Here is an 18,929-nt window from a genome sequence, read left to right as displayed (position 1 = left end):
GCTTATGGAGGGAAAGATGGGTCTTTTTTCAATAAAGATTTTATTGGTTATGATAATCGGATATCTTCTTGGAAGCTTGAATACTTCCATTGTTGTGGGGAGAATTTACGGAACTGATATACGTAAGCATGGCAGCGGCAATGCCGGAATGACAAATACATTGAGGACACTTGGAAAAACCGCAGCGGTTCTTGTAATATTCGGAGATATTCTTAAAGGAGTTTTATCATATATTATTGGTAACTTGATTATTACTTCCATACCTGATTCAATTACTTTGTGTAATATTTCAGGGATAGGAGGTATGGTTGGCGGTATCGCTGCTATAGCAGGGCATAACTGGCCGGTATACTTCGAGTTTAAAGGCGGAAAGGGTATTCTCACTTCATTTTCAGTGGTAATGATGATGGATTGGAAACTTGGCCTGATTCTTCTGGGTGTATTTGTTATAATAGTAGTTATTACCAGATATGTATCACTGGGATCAATATTAGCATGCGTAGCTTTTCCAATAGGGGCTGCCATAAAAGGGAACAGTCCGATTTTTATTATATTTGCGACGATACTGTCAATATTGGCAATCGCCCGTCATAATGGGAATATTAAGAGACTTTTGAATGGAACAGAATCAAAAATCGGTGAAAAGAAAAAAGCTTAATGTATATATAACTTTATTGGTATAGGGAGGCAAACATGAATAGAAATATAGCAATTGTTGGTGCGGGAAGCATGGGTACGGCAATGGCGGTATTGTTATCAAAGAACGGTAACAAGGTTAGATTGTGGTCACCCATGGTAGAAGAAATAGAAATGTTAAAGAAAAACAGAGAGCATATTACAAGACTGCCCGGTGTTAAAGTAGCTGAAAGCGTTGAATTTACAAACGATATTTCGGAGGCTTGCAAAGAAGCGGAGGTAGTTGTGCTGGCTGTTCCTTCACAAACTACAAGACAGAACTGCAAAACCCTTGCAAGCATTATTTCCAAGAATACTATTGTAGTTACCTGTTCAAAGGGAATTGAAAATGAAACCTGTAAATTGCTTTCAGAAATAATGAAAGAGGAGCTGCCTGATAACAACGTAGCAGTGCTATCTGGGCCAAGCCATGCAGAAGAAATAGGACGGGACATACCTACTACTGTGGTAGCTGCTTGCGAAAAAATAGAAGTTGCTGAGTTCCTTCAGGATTTATTTATGACTCCAAATTTCAGAGTTTATACAAATACTGATGTAGTTGGTGTTGAACTGGGAGGAGCTCTTAAAAATATTATTGCCTTATGTGCAGGAATTTCAGATGGTCTGGGGTATGGTGACAACACAAAGGCCGCTCTTATGACAAGAGGAATTGCAGAAATATCCAGACTTGGTGTAGCCATGGGAGGACATGCGGATACTTTTTCAGGACTCACGGGAGTAGGAGACCTGATAGTTACATGTACAAGTATGCATAGCAGAAACAGAAGAGCAGGTATTTTAATTGGTCAGGGAAAGAGCGTTCAGCAGGCATTGGATGAAGTAAATATGGTTGTTGAAGGCGTAGCAACTACAAAGCCTGCCTATGATCTCGCAAAAAAACTTGGTGTTTCAATGCCTATAACTGAAGAAGCATATAAAATACTTTTTGAAGGTAAAGACCCAAGAAGTGCTGTAGGAGCATTAATGACCAGAGATAAAAAAACCGAAATGTAAATGTTGATGAAAGGGCTGCCACCGGGTGAATTATTTTCATTGGACGGCAGCCCTTTTTAGATAAAAAAAAGCTGCTCAAAAGAGCAGCCCCAAAAATTATACTATAACTCGTCTTGCTTTCATAAAATTGTTTGCATAATACCCGGAAGTTAAATCAGAAATTATAACTTTACGGGTAGAACTTCCTGATGCCGCATGGATAAATTGTCCGCCGCCAATGTATATCCCTACATGACTGATACTGTTGTGACCTCCGTCAGTGTCAAAGAAAACCAAATCACCGGCACTCAAGTCTTGACTTGAAACACGGCTACCCTGGTTTGCCTGACTGGAAGCTACCCTCTCTAATGAAATATCAAAGTGCTTAAAGACATACTGTACAAATCCTGAGCAGTCAAAGCCTTTAGGAGTTGTACCTCCATAAACATACTCTGTACCCAATAGAGTCTTGGAAAATTTCACTATCAGCTCTGATAAGTCAGTAGAATTTTCAGACTGCCTGTCCGATGTATCTTCATCGGAATCTTTGGAAAGGGCAACGTATTGACTGAACGCCCAGCCCGTTTCACCATCTGATGTTTTTACTTTTAACCAATCACCTGAGCTTTCAAGAATACTAAGCTTGTCCCCGCGGGTCATACTTCCAATGACCTTTGAGGTTGTTCCGGGTTCACTTCGGAGATTTAGAACAGATGCGGAAACTGTTCCAGTCTGAATTTCATCGGCAAAAGATGAAAATGCAAACAATCCCAGGCACAACACAATGGTTGCTGCACCGGAAATCATTTTCTTTAGTTGCAACATTTTAGCCTCCTATTTATGGCTTCCGAAGTTAGCTGTCGGGTTCGGGTAATAGGATCGCCCTACGAAAAAGACAAAGATGATTTATTAAATGATTAATATATGTACACTTACTAATTATCTTTTTCAGATTAGCCCCAAAATTGGTTCCTCCGTACCTCATTTAAAGAGGATTCAGCCTTTTATAAAAAAATTATATCGTGGAATGTTTGTTAATGTCAATTCCCGTCTTATCAAAATAGGCTGCCGGGTTTTATATCAGTCCTCTCAATGTTTTCAGTATATAAACACAGTTTTCAATAAATTTATTTTTTTGTAATAATAACTGTTTTCGGACATATATTTAATATTGAAAAAGACAATATACATAGTCCGTAACGAGACGTGTAACAATATAGGGGAGGGTTCTAAGGGTGGATAAATTCAACATATACCAGCAAATAGCTGAAAGAACTCAAGGGGATATTTACATAGGAATTGTGGGACCTGTCAGGACGGGAAAATCAACTTTTATTAAAAGGTTCATGGATTTGTTGGTTATCCCTAATATAGAGAACACATATCAAAAAGAGAGGGCAATAGATGAACTTCCGCAAAGTGCATCCGGAAGAACTATAATGACCACTGAACCTAAATTTATCCCCAACGAAGCAGTAGAAGTTGTTATTGATGAAAACGTGCAACTTAAAGTAAGAATGATTGACTGTGTGGGCTACATGGTCAAAGGTGCAATGGGACATTTGGAGAATAATGCCCCGAGAATGGTTTCAACACCGTGGTATGATCATCAGATACCTTTTGAGGAAGCAGCTGAGCTTGGGACAAAGAAAGTAATCAATGAACATTCAACCATCGGTATTGTAATCACAACAGACGGCTCAATTTCAGATATCCCAAGAGAGGATTATGTTGAAGCTGAAAGAAGGGTAATAACAGAACTGAAGGCTATAAATAAACCTTTTGTAGTGATTATTAATTCAACAAATCCAAGAGATTCAGAAACATTGAAATTGCGTGACGAGATGGAGCAAAAGTACGGTGTAACCGTAATAGCAATGGATTGTCTCCAAATGAGAATTGATGATGTTGATACCGTTATGGAAAAGGTTCTACATGAGTTTCCAATCTGTGAAATAGGTATTAATATACCAAAATGGGTTGAAGCTTTGGATGATTCTCATTGGTTAAAAGCAGACATTATAAATTCAATAAGAGATACCTTTAAAGCAGCCACGAAAATACGTGCAATAAAGGATGCTCTACCTTCTTTTGAACAATATGAATTTGTTAAGAGGGCAGTTATTGATAAGGTAAGCCTTGGGGAAGGTACTGTTTTAATCGATTTGTCGGCTGCTGACGGACTTTTGTATAGAATTTTAAGCGAAGAGTCTGGAATGGAAATAGAGGGTGAGCATAAACTCATAAGCCTTATAAAAGACCTTGCAAGGGTAAAAAAGGAATATGATAGGGTAGAATATGCCTTGCATGAAGTTAAGGTTAAGGGCTATGGAATGGTCTCGCCTCAGATGGAAGAACTCACTCTGGAGGAACCGGAGATTATCAAGCAGGGTAACAAGTTTGGGGTGAAACTTAGAGCAAGTGCTCCTTCAATACATATTGTTAGGTACAAACAGAAGTGTATGTGTAACAAGAGGAGGTGCCGGAACAACAAAACCGCATGAATTTAAATTCAATGTTCAAATACTAATAGGGGTTTCATAAATTTAAATCCTGCAAAGAAAATCTTTGCAGGCTACAATTTTGTGTGCCGATGAATGCAGCTTGACTTTATTAATTTATTTATTAAATAAAGAAGTCATCATAGCTGGATCAAAAATGTAACATTTAGTACTCAAATATAATATTATGCAATATATCCCCTTTTTCTTAATATGATATATCACGTTTACTGTTCAATTGGAAACATATTAATATAAAGAAAATAATATCGACAAAGAAAGAAAAATAGGATATAATGGTGTAAAATGTAAGTGGCGGTGATTGAGTGCTAGAGGATATAACAAAGAAAATCACTAATGAGATTGTTTCAAATATCCCGGGAATCTCAGAAGAAAAAGCTGAACAAATTGATTACGGATTGTATATGGCTTTCGCAGATGGTTTGAAATTACTTACAGTGTTAATTGCAGCGTTACTCCTGGGACAATTTAAATATGCCATAGTTGCTGTGATAGTGTTTTCATTAAATAAATCCTATTTAGGAGGAGTACATGCAAAAACACAAATCGGATGTGTAATCACTCACTTTACGTTTATATTTGGTACTGTATATCTGGCACAGATTCTTAATATAAAATTCTTAAATATAGTTTTATTTACTATATCAGGAATTTTGACATTTCTATACGCACCTGCTGATCTGGTGTCAAAACCAATTGTTACTGAAAAAAGAAAAAGGGATTTAAGGATAAAATGTAGTATTCTATTAGTAATATGCTTTGTTATTACACTAATAGTTCCTAATATTTACTCAAATATCATTTCAGTAATTACACTAATATCTACGGTTAATATTACACCAATAGTGTATAGATTAACAAAAAATAAGAGGGGTGGGATAATTACATGAAGGGTAAAATTAAATTACTGGTACTAACTGTTCTATCTCTAATTGGAGTATTTGCAGCTACTGCTTCTGCAGGTGCATGCTGGTTTTGGTCTTATTATCAAAAAGAATGTCCAAAATCATTACTCAAGTAAGCAAAAAGAGGCTGTTAAGCCTCTTTTGCCATTCTTAGAACTTGTGAGAATATCATTCTTTTTTCATCAAATATAGTAGAACTTGAAATATTTTTATATGAAGCAATTATTTTATTTGCAATGACTAACCCGTTTCCACGATCTGTACCCTTTGATGAGTTTTTTGTGTTAGGTGTTTTAGTACATTCATTTTCTATTCTGATTGTAAGGCTTTCATCTGTACTTAAAATTTTCATATCAAGCTTAAGTTTTCCGTTATTTAAAACCTCTTCCAGTGCATTGTCAAGATAAATAGCTATTACCTCACATAAATCAGAAATTTTAATATTGGGAATAGAATCAACTTCGCCGATGGTATCCAAGTCAAAATTAATTCCATGGCTATTAGCATAGTTTACTTTAGATGATATTAATCCGAATAGTCCGGCATTCTTAATATTGTAAATAGCAGTATTTCCTATACTTTGACTTGTCCCTATTATTTCTTTTAGATATGAAGCAGCCGCATCATACTTGTTCATTTGGTGCATAGCGTATAGGACAGAGAGGTGATTCATTTGATCATGTTTTATACGTCTTAAATCATGAAGTGTATTGGCAAGGGATTCATTATAAAATTCCTGCTGCTTTTGTTCTTCCTTCTTCATTTCGTATTTATGATAGATGTTTATATACCAAGCCGAGAAAAAGAAATATGAGAGAGATGAAATAAGTACAATAACAAATGAGACAGGGTCAAAGTGAACTACGAAATGCATTCCAAGAAAAGAGGCCATTATCAATATGGTAATAAAAAGTAGAATACCTACAGGTGTAAGGTTTTTTATATTTCCGATTAATTTAGCATAAGGTATAAATTTAATAAGAATCAGGGCTAGGCAATAAATAATCAGATTCATAATAAAAAATAAAAATAGATTATTATTTATTGTCTCAGGTGTTGCATTAATACCTACGGAATAAAAAATCAATGGCACTGTAAAATTTCCTACTCCAACAAAAAGTATAATCAAACAAAAGGATAATACCGATTTTAGCCATTCAACACGTAGTAGATACTTAATTAAAATTATGTTGAGGATTGTCAAAATTATAGATTTAAGGAATTGTAGATTTCCCGGTACGGGAAGTACACTCATCCACAAAGTAGACACAAATCCGTTTAGCACACCATTACAAGCAATAAATGCAACTAAAAAATTCAGTTGTATTTTTATATCAAAATTTTCTTTAAGAAATAAGTAAGTTATGTAGGCAGTTATCATTGCAAACAATGTATTTATCAACAGCTGACCGATTATAAACACTATATTTCCCTCCAAGCTCGGAATACTTGATAATATCTTTATTATTTTCAATCAAGGGGTAATTAATTTCCAGTATACCTATCCTAATTTACATTATATTATGTTTTTCTCCTAAATGATATCATTTAATGTAAAAAAAATGATATTTTGAAATATTTATATTACTTTTTCGATTATTTTGTTCAAAAATAAATTCATTTCAATAATAACACATTTTTACATTTAATTATACGCTGTAAACAATAGTTTTTTACCTGTTTCAATCCATGCACGGTTTGTAGTAATCGGAAATAATTAACGGTTTTATATTTAAATCATAAAAAAGCTTTTAACTAATAAATTTATAACAGATAGAAAATACATTGGAGGTTAAAATGGCTTTTAATGAAGAGGCAGTAAAGCTTGTGATAGTAGAAGTTAAACTACATATCAACCAGCGACTGTTTGAACAAGGGTATATAACCGAAGAAATGTATACAAAAGCAAAGGAAATAATTTTGAAGGGGTAGCAACAAAAATAAATTAATGGCCTTTTATAATGCACTGGTTTACAGTGCTTTTTTGTTGGTCAAATAATGAAGGTTGTAAATGCATTACATTAATTGGTATAATATACTTAATATTACATTAATAAGTAAGAAACATATTGGGGGAGATATAATGAATGCTTTTAAAAAAAATAAATTGATTTTTGTCTCTCTTTTGGTTTTGATGATACTCTTCGAGAACTTTTTTATGCATGTAGATATGGTATCAGCCGCCACTTCACAGCTTTTATATGGTGACGTGGACGGAAGCGGAGAAGTAAATTCCTTGGATTATGCACTAATAAAAAGCTATTTACTTGGAAATATAACCGACTTCCCTGAGGCTAACGGTAAAAGGGCTGCTGATGTAAACGGAGATGGTAGCATAGATTCATTGGATATTTCGTTGACAAAAAGTTTTATTTTAGGAATTATAGAAAAGTTTCCGATTGAAACTCCCACAAATACTTTTGCAAAAGGTGCTGATATAAGCTGGCTGCCACAGATGGAAGCAAACGGATACAAGTTTTATAATAATAAAGACAATCAGCAGGATTGTTTACAAATTTTAAAAGACTATGGAATCAACTCCGTGAGAATCAGAACTTGGGTAAATCCATCAACAGATAAATGGAATGGACACTGCAGTACCAACGAAACTATAGCTTTGGCAAAGAGAGCCAATAACTTGGGTTTCAGAGTTATGATCGACTTTCATTACAGTGATTCCTGGGCAGACCCCGGAAAGCAGACAAAACCTGCGGCCTGGTTAAACCTGGATTTCAATGGATTAATGAAAATGACATATGACTATACATATAATGTAATGACTCAACTCAGGAATAACGGAATATCACCCGAGTGGGTGCAGGTTGGGAATGAAACCAACAATGGGATGCTATGGGAGGATGGAAAAGCATCGAATAATATGAAAAATTTCGCATGGCTCGTAAATTGCGGTTATGATGCTGTAAAAGCTGTAAGCTCCAAAACCAAGGTAATTGTACATATATCAAATGGATTTAACAATACATTGTTCAGGTGGATGTTTGACGGCCTTAACTCCAACGGAGCAAAATACGATGTTATCGGAATGTCACTATATCCTGACAAAGACAACTATTCTGCTCTTTCAAGCCAATGCCTCTCGAACATGAATGATATGGTATCAAGGTATAATAAAGAAATAATGATTTGTGAAATAGGAATGCAATATAACTATGCTTCAGAGAGTAAGTCATTTATTGCTGACATGATAAAAAAGACTAAATCGTTACCGAACAATAAGGGTTTGGGAGTATTTTATTGGGAACCGGAGTCATTTCCGGGAATGAACGGCTACAATAAAGGCTGCTGGGACTCTGATGGGAAGCCTACAATTGCATTGGATGGTTTTTTGAATTAGTACATATTAATTACTAAAATTGCACCGGAAATCGGTGCTTTTTTATTGGGAGAACAGTTGACAAATATTATTCGGATAATATAATGAAAAGTATCAAACAGAAGTGTAAACGAGGTGTGTAGGATGGATTTGTACACTATAAGAAACGAACTTAATACGGGTAAAACAATATATGATTTAAATCTGAGAGTTACTTATTACGCAAGAGTATCTACTGAAAAGGATGAACAGGTTCACTCTCTGAAAAACCAGATAGAGTACTATTCGGATTTTATTAAAAGAAATCAGAAGTGGTCATACGTAGACGGATATATTGATGAAGGCATAAGTGGTACAAGTGTAAATAAAAGAGAATCGTTCCTTAAAATGATTTCAGACGCTAAACTCAAAAAATTTGATTTTATTATTACAAAAGAGATTTCCAGATTTTCAAGAAACACCTTAGATAGTATAAAGTATACTCAGGAATTGCTGTCATATGGGGTGGGGGTTCTTTTTCAGTCTGACAATATCAATACCTTAATGCCCGATGCTGAGTTGAGGTTGACAATTATGTCCAGTATAGCTCAGGATGAGGTCAGAAAAATATCTGAGAGAGTGAAATTCGGTTTTAAAAGAGCCATTGAAAAAGGAGTAGTACTTGGAAATAATAAAATATGGGGGTACAAAAAAGATAGTGGTAAACTTATAATCGATGAAAAGGAAGCTGAAATAGTAAGACTGATATTTGATATGTACGCTACACAAAATATGGGGATAAGAGGGATAAGTGCCAAGCTTGACAATATGGGAATAAAAAATAATAGAGGTAATCCGTTTTCTTTTTCTACTATTAAGAGTATTCTCACAAATCCCAAATATATGGGATATTATTGCGGAAATAAAACACACAAATTAGATTATAAGCTTCATGATAGAAAGTATCTGGATCAGACTGAATGGGTTATGTATAAAGATGAAGATACAGTCCCTCCAATTGTACCTGAAGAAATATGGCAAAAGGCAAATTATATCTTAAAAGGCAGAAGTGAAAAGCAATCGGCAGAAGATAAGACAAGCTACCAAAACAAGTACGCCTACAGCGGAAAAATAATTTGTACAGAGCATAATGTTCCATATTACAGAACACTTTATCGTTACAGTTCAGGGAATAAAGAAGTATGGCAATGTAAAAGGTACGTTGAGAAGGGTAAAGAGGGTTGTACTTCTCCATCCATATATACATCTGAGTTGGATATGATAATAAAGAAAGCATATGATGAGATAATAGTTAACCGTTCAGAAATTATACATGAAATGGTTACGATGTATTCAAACCTTGGAGCTCAATCCAAGATAAAAGAAGATATTGCCAAGGTTAAGACGGAGATTGACCAAATACTTAAAATGAAAGACAAGCTTTTGGAGTTAAGTATAAACGGAAGACTGTCTGATGACGAGTTTGAAAGAAGAAACAATAGGTTCAATGAGGATATTGATAAACTGAGTATAAGGTTAAAGGAACTGGATGAGGACGAATTGAAAAACAAAGAAATAAGTTATTCAGTTGAAATCTTACGAAAAATAATTGCGAAGGAAATTAATTATGATGATGGACTGGATAATAAATTAATAGAGTCATTACTAGAAAAGATTGAAGTATATAAGACAGACAAGAAAAACGAAATAGATTTGAAAGTATACTTTAAAGTATTGACAAAACCCTTTGATTATAAGATATTACGGGACCGAAAGAGTACTTCTGTTTGTTCCTCACAATACATATGATAAGGGCTGATATTGAAACAGAAATAGCACCTTTGGTCGGAACCGAAAAGCAATCTGAAGAGTTGGTTTCATACTTGCTAAAAGAATTTGAAAACGATACCGGCAAATTATGGGAGTCAAACATATTCGGAAAGTCTCTCCATGAACTCGTTAATGAGGGATTGCAGAACAAGCTTTTCAGAATGCCGGAGGACGCACAGCTCAAACTTCAGGAAACCTTGCAGAAAATAATAAATGAGGGCAGCGGCGGATTGATATGTATTATACTGTAGCTCACATTAAACATAAATAACAAAAAAAGATGATTCAATATAAAGAATCATCTTTTTTGGCGTATAAACATTTATACAAGCAGGTTAAATAAGACTCTGCCTGTTAATATATTTTCCTAACGGTTTATAAAGAGCACACAAAATAACAGATGTTATTATAAACTCCGGCAACATGTACTGACCGTTATAAATAAGAGAATAAAGGAAAATGTTCATTCCCTCGGGAGCATATGTATACCAAAGAATGATCCCGGAAAGAAAGTGAAACGCAAATCTGCCCAGCATTGCCAAAGCAGTACTTGAAATTATAGCAAATAAATTCTTTTTAAATATTCCGGCAAGGCCAAGGCAGCCGAAAGCAAAAATATAGTCAAGAAATATACCCAGGGGATGATAAGAAAATTTAGTTCCAAGAGCAAATTGTAGAAAACCGTAAACAAGTCCCACAAGAATACCGCGCTTTGTACCCCAACGAATTGCAAAAATAATTATTGGCACCATACTTCCCAGTGTTACAGAGCCTCCATAGGGCATTTCATATTTAATAAAACTGAGAATCTGTGCAAGAGCAATTAAAACCCCTGCTTCCACCAATATCCTGGTAGACATTTTTTCCATAATAGTATCTATTCCTTTCCCCAACGAAATATAAAAAATGCCATACCTGATCGAAAGCGCAGAGTATGACAAAATAAAATTCCTACGCTGGCATTATCCAGATCAGGTACATGGGTTTTAAGTAAAACATACTTATCTCAGCCGAATTATTTTCCAGCTCCCCGTTAATATTCAATTTTTTAACCAAAGTGATTATAGCAGATAGTTAAACAACTATCAACCTTTAAATTTACTCGTAGGTTTTTATAAAATATTGGCAAACAACGAACAAATGTTTGCATTTGTCTTATAATTTGATATAATAATAAAAGTGGTGAAAATATTAAGGATATAATTAGCGATATAGTTAAAATATAACATTTATGAAAAAGGTGTTTTAAATGATAAGGGATAATATTTTTATAAAAGGTGCACGTGAGCATAACTTAAAAAATGTAGATGTTGAGATACCAAGAGATAAATTTGTTGTTATAACAGGGTTGAGCGGTTCAGGTAAGTCTTCTCTTGCCTTTGATACAATTTACGCTGAAGGTCAGAGAAGGTATGTTGAATCACTCTCATCTTACGCAAGGCAGTTTCTTGGTCAGATGGACAAGCCGGACGTAGACTATATTGACGGTTTGTCTCCGGCAATATCAATCGATCAAAAGACAACCAGCAGAAACCCCAGGTCTACCGTAGGAACTGTAACAGAAATTCACGATTACCTCAGGCTTTTGTACTCGAGGATAGGAATTCCCCATTGTCCGAAGTGTGGCAAGGAGATTGCACAGCAAACTGTTGACCAGATGGTAGACCAGATAATATCTTTTGAAGAAGGAACCAGGATACAGTTGCTTGCTCCTGTGGTAAGAGGCAGAAAAGGGGAATACCATAAGCTTATAGAGGATGCTAAAAAAGATGGTTTTGTTAGGCTGCGTGTCGACGGGCAAATAGTAGATATAAATGATGAGATTAAATTAGATAAAAACAAAAAGCATAATATTGAAATAGTTGTTGACAGACTTGTAGTACGTGGAGATATACAGAAAAGACTTGTTGATTCATTGGAAACAGTGCTTCGCTTAAGCGGTGGTATAGTTATTGTAGATGTAATCGGTAAAGAAGAGATACTGTTCAGTCAGAACTTTGCATGCAGTGATTGCGGAATCAGTATAGAAGAACTTGTACCAAGGATGTTTTCATTTAACAATCCGTTTGGAGCATGCCAGACATGTACCGGATTAGGGAATCTTCTAAAGGTAGACCCTGAGCTTGTCATACCTGATAGATCATTGTCACTTACGAATGGTGCAATTAATGTTACAGGCTGGAATATTGAGAGTGAGGATGCATATACCAGGATGATATTCAACGCCCTGGCAAAACATTACAAATTTGAACTGGATACACCGTTTAATAAGCTTCCCGGAGAAGTAGTAGATATAGTACTTTACGGAACAAAAGGCGAAAAAATAAAAGTAGATTACGAAAGAGAATATGGTAAAGGATCTTATATGGCAACATTCGAAGGAATTATCAATTCCATTGAACGCCGTTACCATGAAACCCAGTCAGAAAGCATGAAGCAGTATTATGAACAGTTTATGAGCAACAACCCGTGTCCGGATTGTAAAGGTGCAAGATTAAAACCAGAAAGTCTTGCGGTTACAGTCGGAGGTAAAAATATACATGAAGTATCTTATATGTCTGTGGCTGATACAAAAGAATTCTTTGACAACATTGAGCTAAGTGAAAGAGATAAGATGATAGCAAACCAGATTTTGAAAGAGATTGCGGCCAGAATAGGCTTCCTCGTTGACGTTGGTCTGGACTATCTTACACTTTCAAGACCTGCTGGTACTTTATCCGGGGGAGAGGCACAGAGAATAAGGCTTGCTACTCAGATAGGTTCTGGCTTGATGGGAGTACTTTATATTCTGGATGAGCCCAGTATAGGACTGCATCAAAGAGATAATGAAAAGCTCCTGAAAACCTTAAACAGACTTAGGAACCTTGGAAATACGCTTATTGTTGTAGAACATGACGAAGATACCATGCATGCAGCAGACCATATCATTGACATGGGCCCCGGAGCAGGAATCCACGGCGGCCATGTTGTTGCTAAGGGAACACTGGACGAAATACTAAAATGTGAGGATTCCCTAACAGGACAATATCTCAGCGGACGCAAAAAGATAGAAGTTCCCCAAGGCAGAAGAAAACCAAATGGAAAATGGCTTGAAATTGTAGGGGCAAAGCAGAATAATCTGAAAAACATAAATGCCAAGATTCCACTTGGGGTATTGACATCAGTTACAGGTGTTTCGGGGTCCGGAAAAAGCACATTAATTAACGAAATACTGTATAACAGCCTTGCAAACCAGTTATACAGAGCCAAAGCCAAACCGGGCAATCATGAAACAATAAAAGGTTTAAAAAATATTGACAAGGTTATAAATATTGACCAATCACCAATCGGAAGAACTCCAAGATCAAATCCGGCAACCTATACAGGAGTATTTGATCTTATAAGGGATGTGTATGCTTCCACCAATGAAGCAAAGATGAAGGGATATAAAAACGGACGATTCAGCTTTAATATAAAAGGCGGTAGGTGTGAAGCCTGCAGTGGAGATGGAATTATAAAGATTGAAATGCATTTTCTTCCTGACGTATATGTTCCTTGTGAGGTTTGTAAGGGAAAAAGGTATAACCGGGAGACTCTGGAGGTTAAGTACAAAGGTAAAAGTATATCAGATGTGCTTAACATGACTATAGAAGATGCACTGGAATTCTTTAAGAATATCCCCAAAATACAAAGAAAATTGCAAACATTGTATGATGTAGGATTGGGATATGTCAAGGTTGGTCAGCCTTCTACAACTTTGTCGGGAGGTGAAGCTCAAAGAGTAAAGCTTGCTACAGAGTTATCAAAGAGAAGTACGGGAAATACGCTGTATATATTGGATGAGCCTACAACCGGACTTCATGTAGCTGATGTTCACAGATTGATAGATATTCTTCACAGACTGGTAGATACAGGTAATTCAATAGTAGTTATTGAACACAACCTTGATGTTATAAAGACTTCTGATTATATAATTGATCTGGGGCCTGAGGGTGGTAACAAAGGAGGTACCATTATAGCACAGGGTACTCCTGAAGAAATTGCAAAAGTAAAAGAATCATATACAGGACAATATCTTAGCAAAATTATAGAAAGTAAGTAATTTCAGTGATAACTAAGTATTTCCAAAAGATAGGTACTTTGACGTACTTATCTTTGGAAATATTTTTATTATTACCCAAAAGTACAAGCTTGTCTATCAAAAATAATATAATAAAATATGTAAAATAATAAATTACATTATCTATAGAACTGTAGTAAATACTAAGAAGGTTTGTTAATTCTGTGTTAACTTTGTTGTAAAAAATTTTACATTGCTATATAATTAAATAGTAAAAATGTTATATTTTGTCGAAAGAAGGTAATTTATAAATGTTTAGAATTACACCTAAGGAAGAGAAATTTTTTGACTATTTTATTGAGACATGTGAGATTATTTGCAAAGCAGCATCACTTCTTGAGGATTTAACTACAAACTATGTAAATGTTAATGAAAAGATCTCAACTATAGAAGGAACTGAGCATGCATGCGATAGTAATGTCCATAAAATTCTAAATGAGCTTAACCAATCTTTTATTACCCCGATTGACCGTGAAGATATTTTCACAATAGCAAAAGAACTGGATAACATTACAGATGATATTGAAACTGCTGCGCATAGGTTTAGCATGTATAACGTTAAGTCTGTAAAACCCGAAGCTGTTACCATGACAAAGTTGATTGTCAGAGCAACAAGCGAGCTGAAAAATGTAATGATTGAAATGAAAAATATGAAGAAGAGCAAACAGCTCCAGAACAAAATAATTGAAGTAAACAATGTTGAGGATGAAGCTGATACTATTTTCAGAGATGCAATGGCAAACCTGTTTATAACTGAGCATGACGCAGTAGAAGTTATAAAGTGGAAAGAAATATTTGAACTTCTTGAAAATACCATAGATGCTTGTGAGGACGTTGCGAATATAGTAGAAGGGGTTGTTATGAAAAATGCTTAGTGTTTCATTAGTAGTAGTTGTTGTACTGGCACTAGGATTTGATTTTATAAACGGATTCCACGATACCGCAAATTCTATCGCTACTTCAGTTTCAACAAGAGTTTTGTCACCCCGTCAGGCCATTTTAATGTCTGCAGTACTTAATTTTATAGGTGCATTAATGAGCAGTAAGGTAGCTCATACTATTACTAACGGCCTGGTTGATAGTACCATGATTAAGGTACAATATGTAATTATAGCAACTTTAATAGCTTCAATTATATGGGATTTGATTACATGGTATTTTGGTATACCAAGTAGTTCATCACATGCGTTGATAGGTGCTCTTGTAGGTTCATCAATAGCATATTCAGGTGGGTTAAGCATAGTAAAATGGCAAGGTATACTGGACAAGGTTGTTATACCATTAATTACGTCCCCGGTAATAGGTTTTGTAATTGGTTTTGTGTTTATGTCATTTCTATACAAGATACTCCGTCCTTTTTCTCAAAGGTTCGTAAATAAATGGTTCTCTAAATTACAAATAGTTTCAGCAGCATTTATGGCATATTCTCACGGAAATAATGATGCTCAGAAGTCAATGGGAATAATAACACTGGCATTAATAGGTGCAAATTTAAATAATGGCCATACAGGAGTTCAGCCTTGGGTTATGTTGGCATGTGCTGTCTCAATGGCACTTGGTACGTCAATAGGCGGATGGAAAATTATTAAAACAATAGGTGTTAACATGATCAGGCTTCAGCCAATTGGCGGTTTTGCAGCTGAAACAGGGGCAGCAATTGTTATTGAAACAATGACACACTTCGGAGCACCTGTAAGTACAACACATGTTATATCAACATCAATAATGGGTGTTGGAGCTTCAAAAAGGTTATCTGCTGTAAAATGGGCACTGGCAAGAAATATAGTATATGCTTGGATATTTACAATTCCTGTATCAGCAATAATTGGAGCATTTATAACAACTATATTTAAATTCTTTGCTTAATAATTATTAAAAACGTACTTATTTCTAAATAGAAATGGTTACAATTACACATTAATAAACCTGAATTAGAGTCGTATAGATTAGATATTAGGACTATAATTCAGGTTTATTCGTCTTTTAGAATATGAACTACTTATATAAGACAAAAATCAAAAAAATAAAAGCAAATCGGTTAGACCTCGAAATGTACTTGTGTTATACTAGTAAAAACTAATATAGATAAAAAAGAAGATTAAATAATAAATTGTTGGACATTTATGGAAATAATATAGTATATATATTGGAAGGAATATACTGGAATTAAAAGAAGAGGTGATTAAATGATAAAATGTTCCATTTGTAATAAAAATATTGCAGTTGTGTTTGTAACAAAAATTATAGACGGGAAGCAAATTCAGGAAGGCTTATGTGTAAGCTGTGCAAAGAAGCAGAATTTACAGCCCATAGATCAATTACTGTCGCAAACTGGTATGACAGAATATGAGCTTGATAATATAAGCAAACAAGTAGGAGATATGCTTGAAGAGATGGACGGGTCTGAAATAATGGAAGCAATGCAGGTAGACCCTGAAAACATTAATCAGGCAAATCCTTTTTTTAGTATATTGAATAAGGCATTTCCAAAGGCAAATGATTCAAATGATATTGAAGCAAATAATTCAAAAAGCCTTCAGCCCATGGGGCAGGATAAAGACGGGGATGAAAAGGATAAAAATTCTACTAAAACAAAAGCTCAGGATAAAAAGACTGTTAAAAAGAAAAAATATCTTGAAATGTATGGTACTAATCTTATTGACAAGGCTAAAGAAGGAAGTATTGATAAGATTATAGGCAGAACCCGTGAAATTGAAAGAGTTATTCAGATTTTAAACAGAAGGACTAAAAACAATCCTGTTTTAATAGGAGAACCCGGTGTAGGTAAAACTGCTATTGCAGAAGGACTGGCATTAAGGATTGCTGAAAAAACAGTTCCTGCAAAAATACAGAGTTCTGAGGTTTATCTTTTAGATATGACCAGTGTTGTTGCAGGAACACAGTTCAGAGGACAGTTTGAAAGCAGGATGAAGGGGATAATCGAAGAAGCCAAATCATTCGGAAATATAATTCTTGTAATCGATGAACTTCATAATATAATGGGTGCCGGCGAGGCTGAAGGTGCAATGAATGCCGCAAACATTTTGAAGCCTGCATTATCCAGAGGTGAAATTCAGGTAATTGGAGCTACAACTCTGAATGAATATAGAAAGCATATAGAAAAAGATACTGCTTTGGAGAGGAGATTCCAACCTATAATTGTTGATGAACCATCCATTGAAGAAAGTATAGAAATTTTAAAAGGTATCAAACACTACTATGAACAATATCACAGGGTTAAAATAAGTGACGAGATAGTAAAGGCTGCAGTAAATTATTCTGAAAGGTATATAACCGACAGACTTTTGCCTGACAAAGCCATAGATGTAATAGATGAAGCAGGCTCAAGAGCTAACCTGAATAATACAAAATTGGCTGAGCTTGAGTCATACAAGGAAGAACTGAAAAGGGTTCAAGAAGAGAAAGAATTTGCGGTTTCAGCGGATTCAATAGAAGACTACCAGAAGGCAGCAGATTTAAAGGTCTATGAGTGTAAGCTTAATGAGCTTATTAAAGATATAGAGGATACCAGTAAAGATGTTGAACTTACCATGGAAGATATAGCAGCAGTAATAGAAGCGTGGACTAAAATTCCTATTCAAAGGCTCACCGAGGGTGAAGCCGAAAAACTAATAAGCCTGGAAACACGTATCCATCAAAGGGTAATAGGACAGGAAAAAGCTGTAGAAGGAGTAGCAAAAGCAATAAGAAGAAGCAGGTCTGGGTTTAAAAAGAAGAAAAAACCATCATCCTTTATTTTTGTAGGGCCAACAGGCGTTGGTAAAACCGAGCTTGTACGAGCACTTTCAACTGAACTGTTTGGAAGTGAGGAAGCACTGATAAGGCTTGATATGTCTGAATACATGGAAAAGCATACAGTTTCCAAGTTAATTGGTTCACCTCCGGGATATGTTGGATATGATGATGCAGGTCAATTAACAGAAAAAGTAAGGAGAAGACCATATTCAGTAATACTTTTGGATGAAATTGAAAAAGCTCATCCGGACGTATTCAATATGCTGCTTCAAATTCTTGAAGACGGAAGATTGACAGATAGTCACGGTAAGACTGTAAACTTTGAGAATACTATTATTATCATGACATCAAATGCAGGAACTAATTTTAAATCCGGTGGCATAGGTTTTTCAAACAATACCTATACTGCCCTTGAAAGCAAAGTACGAGATGTAATAAAAGAAACTTTCAGGCCGGAATTTCTCAATAGAATAGATGAGATAATTGTATTTACTGAACTTGGAAAAGAGGAATTAAAGAAAATAATCGATCTGATGCTGGAAGAAGTTTACCAAGAAGCCGGTGAAAAGGATATCAGAGTAAATGTTTCCGATAAGGTTAAAGAATTCATATTGGAAAAAGGCTATGATCCTAAGTTTGGCGCCAGACCTTTGAGAAGAACAGTACAGAACTATATAGAGGATCGCCTTTCAGAAGAGTTCTTAAAAGGTACAATAAAAGAAGGTTCTCTTGTAGGGGTAGACTTAGATGAAAATAATGAAGTAACATTAAAAATTGTCTAGCATTTTATTATTATAAATAGCAGCAGGAATCCAACTCTTGCTGCTATTTTAATG

General features: G+C 35.2%; 15 protein-coding genes, 1 pseudogene and 2 riboswitches. Of the genes and pseudogenes, 13 read left to right on the top strand and 3 right to left on the bottom strand.

Annotated elements, in window-relative coordinates; translation table 11 throughout:
- Positions 1–16: 16 nt before the first annotated feature.
- On the top strand, positions 17–658 hold the full coding sequence (gene plsY / locus CLO1100_RS12235) for a glycerol-3-phosphate 1-O-acyltransferase PlsY (RefSeq protein WP_014314065.1): 642 nt from the start codon (positions 17–19) through the stop codon (positions 656–658).
- A gap of 35 nt (positions 659–693) precedes the next feature.
- A complete protein-coding gene (locus tag CLO1100_RS12230) occupies positions 694–1,689 on the top strand; it encodes an NAD(P)H-dependent glycerol-3-phosphate dehydrogenase (protein ID WP_014314064.1) in 996 nt (331 codons plus the stop codon).
- A gap of 96 nt (positions 1,690–1,785) precedes the next feature.
- Here the strand turns inward: CLO1100_RS12230 and CLO1100_RS12225 are convergent, their stop codons facing one another.
- Positions 1,786–2,493, bottom strand: a complete 708-nt coding sequence (locus tag CLO1100_RS12225; RefSeq protein WP_014314063.1) for an SH3 domain-containing C40 family peptidase — start codon at positions 2,491–2,493, stop codon at positions 1,786–1,788.
- A 1-nt stretch (position 2,494) separates the two neighbouring features.
- Positions 2,495–2,680, bottom strand: a riboswitch (cyclic di-AMP (ydaO/yuaA leader).
- A gap of 223 nt (positions 2,681–2,903) precedes the next feature.
- On the opposite strand from CLO1100_RS12225, the gene spoIVA reads away from it, so the two are divergent.
- The 3 genes from spoIVA to CLO1100_RS20280 all read left to right on the top strand — a co-directional run bounded on the left by spoIVA (position 2,904) and on the right by CLO1100_RS20280 (position 5,211).
- Positions 2,904–4,172 carry a stage IV sporulation protein A gene (gene spoIVA, locus CLO1100_RS12220; protein WP_014314062.1) on the top strand — a complete coding sequence of 423 codons (1,269 nt, stop codon included), beginning with the start codon at positions 2,904–2,906 and terminating at the stop codon, positions 4,170–4,172.
- Positions 4,173–4,495: 323 nt separating this feature from the next.
- Entirely contained in the window at positions 4,496–5,080 is a 585-nt protein-coding gene (locus CLO1100_RS12215; protein ID WP_014314061.1) for an accessory gene regulator B family protein, read from the top strand.
- Positions 5,077–5,211: a cyclic lactone autoinducer peptide gene (locus tag CLO1100_RS20280; RefSeq protein ID WP_014314060.1), complete on the top strand. Its 135-nt coding sequence runs from the start codon at positions 5,077–5,079 to the stop codon at positions 5,209–5,211. Before CLO1100_RS12215 ends, CLO1100_RS20280 begins: the two co-directional genes overlap by 4 nt.
- A gap of 14 nt (positions 5,212–5,225) precedes the next feature.
- Here CLO1100_RS20280 and CLO1100_RS12210 read toward each other — a convergent pair whose 3' ends face one another.
- The gene (locus CLO1100_RS12210) at positions 5,226–6,518 is read right to left on the bottom strand and encodes a GHKL domain-containing protein (protein WP_014314059.1); all 1,293 of its coding nucleotides are present in this window, start codon (positions 6,516–6,518) and stop codon (positions 5,226–5,228) included.
- 374 nt (positions 6,519–6,892) lie between these two features.
- Between CLO1100_RS12210 and CLO1100_RS21260 the strand changes: the two genes are divergently transcribed.
- The 4 genes and pseudogenes from CLO1100_RS21260 to CLO1100_RS12195 form a co-directional block, all read left to right on the top strand.
- The gene (locus CLO1100_RS21260) at positions 6,893–7,027 is read left to right on the top strand and encodes a hypothetical protein (RefSeq protein ID WP_014314058.1); all 135 of its coding nucleotides are present in this window, start codon (positions 6,893–6,895) and stop codon (positions 7,025–7,027) included.
- Positions 7,028–7,178: 151 nt separating this feature from the next.
- Entirely contained in the window at positions 7,179–8,450 is a 1,272-nt protein-coding gene (locus CLO1100_RS12205) for a glycosyl hydrolase 53 family protein (protein ID WP_014314057.1), read from the top strand.
- Positions 8,451–8,573: 123 nt separating this feature from the next.
- Entirely contained in the window at positions 8,574–10,217 is a 1,644-nt protein-coding gene (locus CLO1100_RS12200; protein ID WP_014314056.1) for a recombinase family protein, read from the top strand.
- Positions 10,205–10,489, top strand: a pseudogene (locus CLO1100_RS12195) (sporulation stage IV protein A); the annotation flags it as partial. The gene CLO1100_RS12200 and the pseudogene CLO1100_RS12195, both read left to right, overlap by 13 nt.
- A gap of 84 nt (positions 10,490–10,573) precedes the next feature.
- Here CLO1100_RS12195 and thiT read toward each other — a convergent pair.
- Positions 10,574–11,107 carry an energy-coupled thiamine transporter ThiT gene (gene thiT, locus CLO1100_RS12190; protein WP_014314055.1) on the bottom strand — a complete coding sequence of 178 codons (534 nt, stop codon included), beginning with the start codon at positions 11,105–11,107 and terminating at the stop codon, positions 10,574–10,576.
- A 61-nt stretch (positions 11,108–11,168) separates the two neighbouring features.
- A riboswitch (TPP riboswitch) is annotated at positions 11,169–11,281 on the bottom strand.
- Positions 11,282–11,487: 206 nt separating this feature from the next.
- Here thiT and uvrA point away from each other — a divergent pair.
- From uvrA to CLO1100_RS12170, 4 genes are all read left to right on the top strand, one after another.
- Positions 11,488–14,319, top strand: coding sequence for an excinuclease ABC subunit UvrA (gene uvrA, locus CLO1100_RS12185; protein WP_014314054.1), 2,832 nt, complete (start codon positions 11,488–11,490; stop codon positions 14,317–14,319).
- 269 nt (positions 14,320–14,588) lie between these two features.
- Positions 14,589–15,212 (top strand): DUF47 family protein, encoded by a 624-nt coding sequence (locus CLO1100_RS12180; protein WP_014314053.1) that lies wholly within the window; start codon positions 14,589–14,591, stop codon positions 15,210–15,212.
- The gene (locus tag CLO1100_RS12175) at positions 15,205–16,203 is read left to right on the top strand and encodes an inorganic phosphate transporter (protein ID WP_014314052.1); all 999 of its coding nucleotides are present in this window, start codon (positions 15,205–15,207) and stop codon (positions 16,201–16,203) included. The genes CLO1100_RS12180 and CLO1100_RS12175 overlap by 8 nt, the downstream gene beginning before the upstream one ends.
- Before the next feature lie 320 nt (positions 16,204–16,523).
- Positions 16,524–18,875 (top strand): ATP-dependent Clp protease ATP-binding subunit, encoded by a 2,352-nt coding sequence (locus tag CLO1100_RS12170; RefSeq protein WP_014314051.1) that lies wholly within the window; start codon positions 16,524–16,526, stop codon positions 18,873–18,875.
- The last annotated feature ends 54 nt before the right edge of the window (positions 18,876–18,929 follow it).

The organism is Clostridium sp. BNL1100 (genome assembly GCF_000244875.1).
Classification (GTDB): domain Bacteria; phylum Bacillota; class Clostridia; order Acetivibrionales; family DSM-1351; genus Ruminiclostridium.
This window is presented reverse-complemented; position numbering and strand designations above follow the sequence as displayed.